Annotated in this window: 13 protein-coding genes; 2 read left to right on the top strand and 11 right to left on the bottom strand. The window is 33.0% G+C overall.

Going from position 1 to position 12,642, the window contains the following annotated elements:
* Positions 1-203: 203 nt before the first annotated feature.
* Together ACJJV4_RS00890 and ACJJV4_RS00885 are read right to left on the bottom strand one after the other, a co-directional pair.
* Positions 204-983 carry a zinc ribbon domain-containing protein gene (locus ACJJV4_RS00890; protein ID WP_405291170.1) on the bottom strand — a complete coding sequence of 260 codons (780 nt, stop codon included), beginning with the start codon at positions 981-983 and terminating at the stop codon, positions 204-206.
* Between the two features lie 3 nt (positions 984-986).
* A complete protein-coding gene (locus ACJJV4_RS00885; protein ID WP_405291168.1) occupies positions 987-2,081 on the bottom strand; it encodes a Nif3-like dinuclear metal center hexameric protein in 1,095 nt (364 codons plus the stop codon).
* 47 nt (positions 2,082-2,128) lie between these two features.
* Here ACJJV4_RS00885 and lpxK point away from each other — a divergent pair, with 47 nt between their 5' ends.
* A complete protein-coding gene (lpxK, locus tag ACJJV4_RS00880) occupies positions 2,129-3,133 on the top strand; it encodes a tetraacyldisaccharide 4'-kinase (protein WP_405291166.1) in 1,005 nt (334 codons plus the stop codon).
* On the opposite strand, the gene ACJJV4_RS00875 is transcribed toward lpxK, so the two are convergent.
* Genes ACJJV4_RS00875 through ACJJV4_RS00850 form a run of 6 tightly spaced genes read right to left on the bottom strand, consistent with a single transcriptional unit; the run spans position 3,130 to position 9,203 of the window.
* Positions 3,130-5,364: an ATP-binding protein gene (locus ACJJV4_RS00875; protein WP_405291164.1), complete on the bottom strand. Its 2,235-nt coding sequence runs from the start codon at positions 5,362-5,364 to the stop codon at positions 3,130-3,132. The two genes, lpxK and ACJJV4_RS00875, sit on opposite strands and share 4 nt — an antisense overlap.
* Before the next feature lie 30 nt (positions 5,365-5,394).
* On the bottom strand, positions 5,395-6,408 hold the full coding sequence (gene gap, locus ACJJV4_RS00870; RefSeq protein WP_405291162.1) for a type I glyceraldehyde-3-phosphate dehydrogenase: 1,014 nt from the start codon (positions 6,406-6,408) through the stop codon (positions 5,395-5,397).
* Positions 6,409-6,410: 2 nt separating this feature from the next.
* Positions 6,411-7,289 carry a lipoyl synthase gene (gene lipA / locus ACJJV4_RS00865; RefSeq protein ID WP_042505717.1) on the bottom strand — a complete coding sequence of 293 codons (879 nt, stop codon included), beginning with the start codon at positions 7,287-7,289 and terminating at the stop codon, positions 6,411-6,413.
* 55 nt (positions 7,290-7,344) lie between these two features.
* On the bottom strand, positions 7,345-7,890 hold the full coding sequence (locus ACJJV4_RS00860; RefSeq protein WP_405291159.1) for an RNA polymerase sigma factor: 546 nt from the start codon (positions 7,888-7,890) through the stop codon (positions 7,345-7,347).
* A complete protein-coding gene (locus tag ACJJV4_RS00855; protein WP_405291157.1) occupies positions 7,881-8,993 on the bottom strand; it encodes a glycosyltransferase in 1,113 nt (370 codons plus the stop codon). Before ACJJV4_RS00855 ends, ACJJV4_RS00860 begins: the two co-directional genes overlap by 10 nt.
* Positions 8,994-8,999: 6 nt before the next feature.
* Positions 9,000-9,203 (bottom strand): membrane or secreted protein, encoded by a 204-nt coding sequence (locus ACJJV4_RS00850; protein WP_405291155.1) that lies wholly within the window; start codon positions 9,201-9,203, stop codon positions 9,000-9,002.
* Between the two features lie 222 nt (positions 9,204-9,425).
* On the opposite strand from ACJJV4_RS00850, the gene aqpZ reads away from it, so the two are divergent.
* The gene (gene aqpZ, locus ACJJV4_RS00845; RefSeq protein WP_405291153.1) at positions 9,426-10,112 is read left to right on the top strand and encodes an aquaporin Z; all 687 of its coding nucleotides are present in this window, start codon (positions 9,426-9,428) and stop codon (positions 10,110-10,112) included.
* 129 nt (positions 10,113-10,241) lie between these two features.
* Here the strand turns inward: aqpZ and ACJJV4_RS00840 are convergent, their stop codons facing one another.
* From ACJJV4_RS00840 to murB, 3 genes are read right to left on the bottom strand one after another with little or no spacing between them, the layout of a single operon-like run.
* On the bottom strand, positions 10,242-11,030 hold the full coding sequence (locus ACJJV4_RS00840) for an anti-sigma factor domain-containing protein (protein WP_405291151.1): 789 nt from the start codon (positions 11,028-11,030) through the stop codon (positions 10,242-10,244).
* A 13-nt stretch (positions 11,031-11,043) separates the two neighbouring features.
* Entirely contained in the window at positions 11,044-11,574 is a 531-nt protein-coding gene (locus ACJJV4_RS00835) for an RNA polymerase sigma factor (protein ID WP_405291149.1), read from the bottom strand.
* Between the two features lie 54 nt (positions 11,575-11,628).
* Entirely contained in the window at positions 11,629-12,642 is a 1,014-nt protein-coding gene (gene murB, locus ACJJV4_RS00830; protein ID WP_405291270.1) for a UDP-N-acetylmuramate dehydrogenase, read from the bottom strand.

Below are 12,642 nucleotides of genomic sequence, written 5' to 3'. Positions count from 1 at the left end.
TTTTAAACATGGCTATAGTTGGCATTTAATATTGTTCTTGGTAAGGTGTACCGCGATAGGGATTGAAACGATAGCTTTTGGCGAGGCGTGCATCGAGCCAAAACTTTAGTGTAAAGCCCGGCCTGAAGGGATCGCTAAAAATATAGGTATAAAAAAAAAGCCTCTAGATTAACTAAAGGCTTTTTTTATGTGTTGGAAATGGATTAAAGTTTTGAAAACATTTTTTCCATTTTAGCTTTTTGCTCTTCTGCAAGTGCAGCATCTACTAATATACGTCCACTGTGCTCATCAGTAATTACTTTTTTACGAGAAGCAATTTCTACTTGTACTTGTGGTGGAATTGTAAAAAACGATCCTCCAGATGCACCTCTTTCAATTGGTACAACAGCTAAACCATTTTTCACGTTTTTGCGAATACGGTTATAAGCAGAAACCAAGCGCTCTTCGATTTGTGTTTTGTAATCTTCAGATTTTTGGAACAAAGCTTGTTCTTCTTTTTCTGTTTCACTTAAAATAGCGTCAAGCTCATTTTTCTTGTGCTTTAAGTGGTTTTGACGTTCTTTTAAACGCTCTTTAGTTTCAGAAATGACTTGTTTCTTTTGCTCGATTTGCACCTTAAATTCTCTAATGTGCTTTTCTGCCAATTCAATTTCTAATTCTTGAAACTCAACTTCTTTTGTTAAAGAGTTGAATTCACGATTATTTCTAACGTTTTTTTGTTGTTCGCTGTACTTTTTAATCAAAGATTTTGCTTCTTCCATTAAATTTTTCTTTCCAGTGATGTCGTTGTCTATAACTTCTAAACTTGAAACAAGTTTTTCTAATCTTATATTTAATCCGGCAACTTCATCTTCTAAATCACGAACTTCTAAAGGAAGTTCTCCACGAACATTTCTAATCTCGTCTATACGAGAATCTATGAGTTGTAAATCGTATAAAGCTCTTAAGCGGTCTTCAACAGTTACTTCTTTCTTTTTAGCCATACTTTAAAAATACTTAACAGGATTGGTATTTGTCTTTGATAAAATGATGGCAAAATTAGTGATTTTTTTTGTAAGATACGCTACTAAAAGGTTTTTTGTGAACTGCTCGCTTTCATAATGCCCTATATCGGACAAAAGAATGCTGTTTTCGGCCATAAAAAAGTCGTGATATTTTAAATCTGCAGTTATAAAAGCATCTGCACCAGCTGCTTTAGCATTATTAATCGCAAAGCTTCCCGAGCCTCCTAAAACGGCTACTTTTTTAATTTTTTTGTTTAAAAATGAGGAGTGACGAATGGCGCTAGTATTCATTTTTGTTTTTAAATGTTGTAAAAAATCAGTTTGGTCCATGGCTTCGGCAAATTCGCCAACCATACCCATGCCAATATTTTGATTTTTATTATCTAAAGTTGTTATTTCGTAAGCAACCTCTTCGTAAGAATGTGTTTTAAATAAGGTGTCTATTATTTTAGATTCTAAATGTTTAGCAAAAGTTACCGTGATTTTTGTTTCGTCTTCGGTGTGCGTTTTGCCTTTTTCGCCAATAGTTGGGTTAGCGTTTTCGTTACCATTATAAGTGCCATAACCTTCTACGTTAAAACTACAATGGTTGTAATTACCAATGGCACCTGCGCCTACAGCAAATAAAGCATCACGTAGTTGGTTCGCTTCGTTTTTAGGTACGTAAGTGCTGAGCTTTTTTATGGTTGCACTCTGTGGTATTAAAATGTGTTGGTTTTTAAGTTGTAATTGTTCGCAAATAATATGGTTTACACCTTGTTGCGCATTATCGAGCGCCGTGTGCATGCTGTAAATAGCAATATCATTTTTTATGGCTTTTAAAACCACGCGCTCTACATAATTTTTACCAGTTATTTTTTTTAGACCTTTAAAAATAATAGGATGGAAGCTTACAATAAGGTTGCAATTTTGCTCTATGGCTTCGTCTACAACAGCTTCTAGCGTGTCTAGTGTTACTAAAACACCCGTAAGTTTCGAGTTTTTATCTCCAACCAAAAGGCCTACGTTGTCAAAATCTTCAGCATAAGCTAATGGTGCCAGTTGCTCTAAGTGATTTATAACGTCTTGAATGATCATATTGAAATAAATTTTACATCAAAGATAAAATAATTACTTTCGTGGTGATGAAAATTTTGAGATACATATTGTTTCCGATTATGCCTTTTTATTATTTGGCAACTTGGTTACGGAACAAATTATTCGATTTGGGTATTAAAAAATCTAAATCTTATAGCACGCCTGTAATTTGTGTTGGTAATTTAAGTGTCGGTGGAACGGGGAAAACCCCCATGATTGAGCACTTAATTACAATACTTAAAAATGAATATAAAGTAGCGACTTTAAGTCGTGGTTATAAGCGGAAATCTAAAGGTTTTCAACTAGGAGATAAAAACGCTTCCGCGGAAACAATTGGTGATGAGCCTTTTCAATTTTATAATAAATTTAAAGAAGATATTTTAGTTGCTGTAGATGCCGATAGACAAAATGGTATTGAGCAGTTAATGAATTTACCGAATTCTCCAAATGTTATTTTGTTGGATGATGCGTATCAGCACCGAAAGGTGAAAGCTGGTTTTAATATTTTACTTACTACTTATGATAATCCCTATTTTAAGGATTATGTTTTGCCAACAGGAAATTTGCGTGAACCGATATCGGGAGCAAATCGAGCGCATATTATTGTTGTTACAAAATGCCCGAGTTATTTACCTGAAATAGATAAAAACATGTTTTTGGAGCGAATTAATCCTGATAAAAATCAACATGTTTTTTTTAGTAGTATAACGTATGCCAATACTTTAATCTCTGCTGAAAAAACTATAGAATTAGAAGCTTTAAAAACATTTTCTTTAGTTACCGGAATTGCAAACCCTAGGCCGTTAACTGATTTTCTTGAAAGTAAAAACTTAAAGTTTGAACATTTAAATTTTAATGATCATCATAATTTTACACCTGTAGATATTGCAGAATTGAGCAAAAAAGAATTGATAGTAACTACCGAAAAAGATTTTATGCGCCTTAAAGATTACGAGGTTTTAAAAAGCAAACTGTTTTATTTACCAATAAGCATTACTGTAGATAGGGCTTCTAAATTTAGTAGTCTTATTAAAGCATACGTAGAGGCTTAAGCGGTTGGAGATATGTTCTTTTTAGCGGCTAAAGCGTTGTAAAGTTTCTTTTCAAACTCATCTTGTTTAAACGGTTTCGGGATAATATCCGTAAATCCAGCCTCATCAAACTCATGCATTTTGTCTTCAATAGTTACCGCTGTAAGCGCAAAAATGGTTAAGTCTTTGTCAAACATTCTTATACGTTTAGTAGCCTCGATACCACTTATACCTGGCATGTGGATATCCATTAGAATAATGTTGTAATTGTTGGCTTTTATTTTTTCTACAGCATCTTCACCATTATCTGTAATTTCACAATGCAGATCCATTTTAGTTAAGATCTTTTTGGTAATCATTTGGTTAATTTTGTTGTCTTCAACTACTAATATTTTCACACTTTTTAAATCTAGTTCATCTCTATTACCTTCAAAATAATCTGCTTTTGTTTCAGCTGCTTCTTTTATCGCGCTAAACTCAATTGGGATTTCGAAATAAAAGGTAGTTCCTTTTCCTAATTCACTTTTTAGGTAAATTTGTCCTTTTAAAATTTCAATTAAACCTTTTACAATCGATAACCCTAACCCTGTACCACCATATTTTCTGTTTATTTGTATGGAGCCTTGTGAGAAGCTTTCAAACATATGATCCTGTTTTTCCTGAGTTATTCCAATACCATTGTCTTCTATTTCAAAGCGAAGCGTATAAATTTTATCGACTTGGTCTATTTTGTAAACACGAATCCATATATCACCATCTTTTGTGAATTTGATGGAGTTACCTACAAGGTTGATAAGGATTTGAGATATTTTTAATTGATCAGCAATAAAGTTTTCTGGTAAATCTTTATCGTATTCAAAATGTATATTGACATTATTGTCTTCTGCCGAATTTTTTAAGGCCAAGACAATATTGTTTATTTTTTTATTTAAGTTGAAAGGTTCTGGTTCCAAATCTACTTTATTTGCCTCAATTTTATTAATTTGGAGTATATCGTTTATAAAAGTTAATAGGTAATCTCCAGAGAATTTAAGCGACTTTAAGTGCTGTACTTGTTCTGGTTTTGGGTTTTCTTCTAGTAGCATGTTGCTTAAACCTGTAACTGCGTAAAGCGGTGTGCGCAGCTCATGGGTTACGGTAGATAAAAAGTTTGCTTTAGTTTTAGAAGCTAACTCTGCTTTTTCTTTCGCAAGAATAAGTTCTCCATTTTTTTTATGAAGCATATTGTTCGTTTTTAAACGAATATTATTGTTTTTGTAAAGCGATAATGTTAGTAATGAAAGTATTGTAATTAAGGCAACGCTTAATATTGAAATTAAAGTATTAAGGCTGTTTTCGGCTTCTTTTTTTGCAAGCTTTTTGTTAACCTGATCTAGTTCCTCACTCATATTATTTAGTAAGGGTTGGTTAACTTGTCCCTTCGCTAAATTATCTTTAAAACCTCGAATTGAGTCTGATAATTTGGTATGTAAAACTAAATAATCTCTCGATGTTTTATAATCGTTTGTAGCGTAGGAAATATCACTAAGTACCTTATATGCTAGGTTTTTACTATTAATAAAATTGTTGGCCTTTGCTATTTTAAGACCTTCTGAGCTTGCATCTAAACCATGCTTATAATCGTGCAACTTGCTGTAAACAATACCTTGGTTTACTAAAGTTTCGCTTTCGGTATTTAAAAGATCGTTTTTTCGTGCTAATGCTAGCGCTTGTTCTAATGTGGTTCTGGCCTTGTTATAGTTCTCTAGAAGCATGTATGTTTTACCTTCTAAAAGTAGTGTTTGTGCGAGTTTAGGTTCTAGCTGAGATTGCTGAAATAATGTTTTTGCAGAAATAAAATAGTCTAAAGCCTGGTTATAATCTTCCTTTTTAATAAAAACTTCACCTAAAATTTTAAATGAACGTGCTAAATTAACATCGTCTTTACTTATGCGTTGAATTTCTATAGCTTTGTTAAGAGAAATTATGGCTTTATCAGGTTGCTCTAAAATAAGTTCTAAACGCCCTTTAAAAGAATAGATAAGACCTTTACTCTGTTGGTCTTCTGTTTTTTCAGCTAATACCAAAGCATCGTCTAAACTTTTAAGAGCATCATAAGTATTGTGAGTTTCTAGTGCAGACTGAGCTTGCTTTATATAGTGATCTATATTGTTTTGAATAAGTTCAGGGTCGTTTTCTATGGTTTGTTGAGACCAACCTAAAACACTAAACAGCACCAATAGAGCGATTAAAAAGGGTTTTATTTTGAACATAAATATGTGGTTACCATCAAATATAAAATTTTACTTCGACAAAGTACATTTTTTTGCTGATAAATTACATATTAAGTCTATTATTCTTGATGAATATCCTGTTTCATTATCATACCAACCAATTATTTTTACCATGTTGCCTATAACAGATGTCATTTGTGAATCGAAGATACATGAATGTGGATTGCCTACAATATCAATAGAAACTATAGGGTCTTCAGTATATTCTAAAACACCTTTATAGTTGGTGTTAGCAGCATCTTTGAAGGCTTTATTAATTTCGTCTATAGAAACAGTACGTTTTACATTAAATGTAATATCGGTTAATGAACCATTAATAACAGGTACGCGAATACCACAACCACCAATAACGTTTGCTAGTTCTGGAAAAATTTTTGTTAAGGCTTTTGCTGCTCCCGTTGTTGTGGGCACAATGGATTGGCTTGCCGCTCGGGATCGTCGCAAATCGCGATGAGGTTGATCGTGCAAGCTTTGGTCGGTAGTATAGGAGTGTACCGTTGTTATATAAGCCTGATTAATACCACAAAGTTTATTTATAATATCAATCATGGGTGCGGCGTTATTTGTTGTACAAGACGCATTGGATATTATAGTTTCAGAGCCATCAATACTATCGCCGTTAACTCCAAGTACTATAGTTTTTATATCATCTTCTATAGGTGGTACACTTAAAATAACTTTTTTTGCACCGTTTTTTAGATGGTATTGTAATTCGGGAATTGTTTTAAATTTACCCGTAGATTCAATAACGTAATCTACATTAAATGGTTTCCAGTTAATGTGTTTTGGATGGTTTTCATTTAAAAGCGCAACCTTCTCGGCGTTAACTATAATATGGTTTTCGTCGGAAGAGACTGTACCGTTAAATCTGCCATGAACACTATCGTACTTTAGTAGATGACTAAGGGTTTTAGTATCGGCTAGGTCGTTTATGGCAACAACTTTTATATTATCGTTATTTTGAAGTAATCTAAAAACACGGCGTCCTATTCTTCCAAAGCCATTAATTGCAACATTAATCATGCTTAATTAATATGTTTTTGAGCTTTATAAGAAGATCTTACAAGCGCGCTACTTTCAACATGACGGAAACCTAATTCCAATCCAATTTCTTCGTATTCTTTAAATTGATCTGGATTTATAAACTGTTTAACAGGTAGGTGTTTTTTACTTGGCTGTAAGTATTGTCCAATAGTAACTACATCTACGTCATTCGCTTTAAGGTCGTGTAATGTTTCAATAACTTCTTCACGAGTTTCACCTAAGCCAAGCATAATACCAGATTTTGTTCTGCGTTGTCCTTGTTGTTTTAAGTATTTTAAAACTCCCATACTACGGTCGTATTTGGCTTGTATACGTACTTCACGTGTTAAGCGTCTTACGGTTTCTATGTTGTGTGATACCACTTCTGGAGCAACATCAATAATTCTATCAATATGTTGTTCTATACCCTGAAAATCTGGTATTAAAGTCTCTAAAGTTGTTTCAGGATTCATTCTTCGTACCGCTTTTACGGTTTCACTCCACATAATGCTGCCCATGTCTTTTAAATCATCACGGTCAACACTTGTTAAAACGGCATGTTTAATCTTCATGATCTTGATAGAGCGAGATACTTTTTCAGGTTCATCCCAATCTACAGTTTCAGGACGTCCCGTTTTTACGCCACAAAATCCGCAAGAACGTGTACAAACATTACCTAATATCATAAACGTAGCAGTGCCTTCTCCCCAGCATTCCCCCATGTTTGGGCAGCTACCTGAGGTGCAAATAGTATTTAGGCTGTACTTATCTACTAAACCACGTAATTCTGTGTATTTTTTTCCAGTAGGAAGCTTAACACGAAGCCACTTTGGTTTAGCTTGACGTTCTGGTAGTATATTTGAAATTGTTTCGCTATTCATATTTATAAAATGTAGAATGCAAAGATACGAAGTATTCTATAAAAAGTAGCCTTGTTTACTTATCTTGAATAATTTCTGCAAGTAGTTTTTTTGCACGCAAAAGTTTAACTTTTACATTATTCATAGGTTCGTTTAGCTGTTTCGAGATTTCTTTATAGCTTAACTCTTGAAAATAGCGGAGGTTAATAATTTCTTGATAATGGGGTTTTAACTTTTTAATATCGCGTAATAGTTTGGCTAAATGTTGCTCGGTTATAAGTATATCTTCAGGAGAGGGCGACTCGTCTAAAACTTGAAATGCTTTTTTATCGGTATTAGAAATAACTTGGGTAATCGAGTTTTTTTCCTTCCGAAGCAAATCAATATGAATGTTTTTTGAAATGGTAATTAACCAAGTTTTAAAGGTGTATTTTTCATCGAAAGTTTCAATTCTATCAAAAGCTCGAGAAAAAGTTTGGATGGTAACATCTTCCGCATCATTTTCATTCTGAATACGTTTTAACTGAAAGCCATAAACATCGTCCCAATACAAATTTAATAAGAAATTAAAGGCTTTTTGGTCGTTAGACTTTGCTCGTTTTATCGCTTCGTTTATTTCCAAAAATTAGGTTTTGAGATTAAGTTGTTTATAAATATAGCGAATTGAAAAAGAATAAGTGAAATTTCTAAAATAGGAAGTAAAAGTAAAACATCAACTTCTTTTAGTTTTTTTGATGAAAAACCTAAAATAAGGTATTGAGAGCTTAATCGAAGCAAAAATAAACCTAGAGCTATGTGCCAGCTATACATGGTGATTGAAAGAGTGATAGCTAACAACCAAAATGAAACATTAGATAAATAGAACAAGCCCAATAATATTTTATGTTTCGTTTTGTATAATTGCGCTGTTGAAACATGACGCCTTTTTTGTTTATACCAAGCTTTATAACTAGATTTAGGAACAGAAGTAGTAAAACTGTTGTTAGAGAAACTAATGGCTGTGTTTTTAGAATTTGCTACTTGATTTATAAATAAATCGTCATCACCAGAGCGTATTTTTATATGCTGAATAAACCCGTTGGCATTAAAAAATTCTGCTTTTGTATACGCTAAATTTCGGCCAACACCCATGTAAGGCAAACCAATTTTTGCAAAAGAAAAATATTGAACAGCGGTCATAACCGTTTCAAAACGGATAAGTTTATTTAAAAATGAATATTTTACCTTAGAGTAGCCACCGTAACCTAAAACAATAGATTTTTTATCGTTGAAGTGAGCACTCATGTCTTTTATCCAATATTTAGAAACTGGTTTACAATCGGCATCGGTAAATAAAAGGTAATCGTGTTTAGAGGCTTTAATACCTAGTGTTAATGCGTATTTTTTATTTCCCCAAAAGGCTTCAATATTTTTTACATTAACAATCTTTATATTGTTATGTGTTTTTGAGAATTCTTCAATAACATCTAAGGTTTCATCATGAGATCCATCATTAATTAAAACAATTTCAAATTCAGGATAGTCTTGCTCTATTATTGAAGGAATAAAAGTTTTTAAATTTTGAGCTTCGTTTTTAGCACAAACAATAACCGAAACCGGAATTTTTTTAGAAGATGGTTTTTTTTGTTTCAGAAAAGCAAAACTTCCGAAAATAAAAAGATAATAAACCACTTGAATAAAGACTACAGCAGTAAATGCGTAGAGTAACAAATCAAGTATAACCATTAAATTTTAAGAATGTTGAGGTTCGCTACAATCGGCATACTGGTCTGGCGTTTTTCCGCAAAAACCACAAGCTTCACCTTCTTTATTAAGCATTGGGTTTTGGCTCGCACAAGTTCCGGCAAATTTACCGTCTTTTTTTGCCCATAATTTAATGGCAATTCCCGCAATACCAAGTCCTAACAATACAACAGTTATTAGTAAAAGTTTCATAATAAAAATGAGATTTTAATTTTAAAATAAGTCGAAATTGGTTTAGTAAAATTACAAAAACACAGCTTTTTCAACCTTGTAACAAAATAGTTTACAAAGATATGATTTTAACCTTTAAAAACGGAAGTGATAATTAACGAATTGTGACTTAACGAAAAATATAGTGTCTAAAATGTGAGTAAACAGCTGTTTATGTTTTATTAACGAATTAAAATATTAATTATGAAGAAATTATTTGCAGAGTTTTTTGGAACATTTTGGCTGGTTTTTGGAGGTTGCGGTAGTGCTATTTTTGCAGCGGCTTATCCAGAATTAGGAATTGGCTTTGCTGGGGTTGCTTTAGCATTTGGATTAACAGTGTTAACTATGGCTTATGCGGTTGGACATATTTCTGGAGGGCATTTTAATCCAGCTGTTTCTATTGGTCTTTGGGCTGGCGGAAAGTTTGAGGCCAAAAATTTAATAGGTTACGTTGTTTCGCAATTAATAGGGGCTGTTGCTGCGGCTGGAGCTTTATACTTAATAGTTAGTAATAAAGCAGGTTTTGAAACTGTAGGAGGTTTTGCAGCTAATGGTTATGGTAATTTATCTCCAGATGGTTATTCTATGGTTGCTGCGTTAATAGCAGAGTTTTTATTAACAATGTTTTTCCTTTTAATTATTTTAGGAAGTACAAACTCTAGAGCACCAAAAGGTTTTGCTCCAATAGCTATTGGTTTAGGTTTAACCTTAATTCATTTAATAAGTATTCCAATTACAAATACATCTGTAAATCCTGCACGTTCTACTAGCCAGGCCTTATTTGCTGGCGCAGAGTTCACTGGACAACTTTGGTTGTTTTGGGTAGCTCCAATTGCGGGTGCTATTGTTGCTGGATTTATACATAAAGCATTATTCGATAAAGAATAAACAAGAATAAGCCCGATTAGCAATTCGTGTAGAGTTGTATAAGAAGTTTATTAATAGCAAGAAAGCCTCATTTATTTATAAATGAGGCTTTTAATTTTAGTTTAGTTTACGTGTTGCTAAAGCAGGTACTTAATGTAAAGTAATTTCGGCAACAGAGTTTTCAACAGAGGCAACAGTGTTACCACCTTTTGGCTCTATAGTTATATTTAAAGCTAATGCATTTTCTGCATAAGGTAAATTCATTAATTTACGATCTGTTTCATTGAGAATACCTAAGCTTACCATTTCGCCTTGTAAGTCTGCCCAAATTTGGTAGCATTGCTCTTCGGGTAATTTTGGTAAAGATACTACATCAATCATAGATGTTTTTTCCTTAGGGTTAATGTAGGCTACTGTTTTTAAGTCTTTAGCACGCTCATTACCAGAAATGATATACTTTTCTGTTTCTGGGTTGTTAAGTTTTAAAAGTTGCCTCATTACATTATCAAGCATTATATTGTTTTTCTCGATATCACCTCTTAGGTCAAATATTTCATCCACAACCACCTGGTTTTCTTTAGAAAGCTTTAGATTTTGATTGTAAAACGAGTACGAGGTTCCTGCAAAAACAAAAGCTATAAGACTAGCTGCAATGGTGTACTTGTACCATGCTTTGTATTTCTTTTTAGCGTTTAAATTTACTACCGGTTTCTCGTCTAGTTCGTCTAAAATATTGTCTAAAATAAATTTAGGCGCTTCTACAGCATTTGTTTTTGTAACAATTTCTAAGTTATGTTGCAAGCTGTTGTAGGCATTCTGTACATCTGGGTATTTTGAAATAAAAGACTCCACTTTTTCTGTTTCTACAGAAGTTGTGTCACCAATTAGATATTTTTCTAATAGGCCAGAATTTAAAAAAAGGGTTATTTTTTCATTCATGACGTTAATAATTTTAAGGATTGTAGATTTTTTTCAATTCTCGTAATCCAATTTTTAATCTCGATTTTATAGTACCTAGCGGAATGTCAAGTTCTTCGCTAGCTTCTTGCTGGGTCATGCCTTCAAAAAAGAGGGCGTTTATTACAATTTGATACTTTTCTTCTAAAGTACTTAGATGTTTTTGAATATCTAAAACATCGTCATTTAGTTGGTTCGTAGTTATTTTATATACGGTTGAAGTTTCTATCTGGACTTCTTTGTTTGTTTTATTTTTTAAGGATCTTACTTTGTCTATAGCCGTATTGTATGCTATACGATACAGCCATGTAAATAGTTTGGCTTTGCTAGAATCGTACTTTTTAGCATAGCGCCAAATTTTAACAAACGTTTCTTGTAGAACATCTTGAGCCGTATCTTCGTCACTAATAATTTTCTGTATTACGCCGTATAGAGAGTCCGCATAATTCTCATACAATAGTGTAATAGCTTTTTTATCACCACGTTCTAATAAATAAACTATGTCTTTTTCTATAGCTGAAATCAATATAAAGTTGGTTTAATGATATGCAAATATACCAAAGTTAGGATTGTCTTTTAATTATAAGATGTTTACTTCGGCTTCAATTGAAATATTAAAAAGTCGTTTCACCGTTTTTTGGATGAGTTTTGAGAGTTTAAAAATATCCGAGCCTTTTGCTTCTCCATAGTTTACTAAAACCAAAGCTTGCTTTTTATGAACGCCATAATTGCCAAATTGTTTTCCTTTGAAGCCCGATTTTTCAATTAACCAACCTGCAGGAACTTTAACTTCGTGGTCTGATATTGGATAGCTAGGTGCGTTCGGGAAGTTTTTTAGTAATTGGTTAAACTCTAATTTAGATATTACAGGGTTTTTAAAAAAACTACCACTATTACCAATTTCTTTAGGATCTGGTAATTTACTTTGGCGTATAGCAATTACGGCTTTGGAAATATCTTGAATAGTTGGTTGTTTAATACCGTTATTTTCAAGCTCATTAGCAATTGTACCGTAATTAAAGTTTAGTGCGTGGTTTGTTTTCGACAGCTTAAAGCATACACTAGTAATAATGTATTTTCCTTTGTTTTCTTGTTTGAAGGTGGAGTTGCGATAGCCAAAATTACAGTCTTCCTTTGTGAAACTTTCAAAGTTTAGAGTTTTTAAATTTATGGCTTCACAAGATTCAAAAGTATCTTTTATTTCAACACCATAAGCACCAATGTTTTGTATAGGTGTGGTGCCAACATTTCCCGGTATTAGCGAAAGGTTTTCAAGACCTCCAAAATTATGTGATAAGCACCACAATACAAACTCATGCCAGTTTTCGCCGGCTTGTGCTTTTACGATGGCGGTATTATTATCTTCAGAAATTATTTCAATTCCTTTTAGATTAATATGAAGAGCCAAACCTTCATAATCCTTGGTAAGTAACAAGTTGCTACCACCGCCTAATATAAGCTTGTTTGGGTGGTTTTCTAAAGCTAAAACAGCTTTTAAATCACTAATAGATGATACCGAAGTGAAATGTTTTGCAACGGCATTAATTCCAAACGTATTATATGGTTTTAAGGATATATTATTCAATATTTGCAC

This window comes from Algibacter sp. Ld11, from assembly GCF_045066735.1.
GTDB lineage: Bacteria > Bacteroidota > Bacteroidia > Flavobacteriales > Flavobacteriaceae > Algibacter.
The sequence above is the reverse complement of the archived record's forward strand: the minus strand, read 5'-3'. Positions and strand labels throughout refer to the sequence as shown.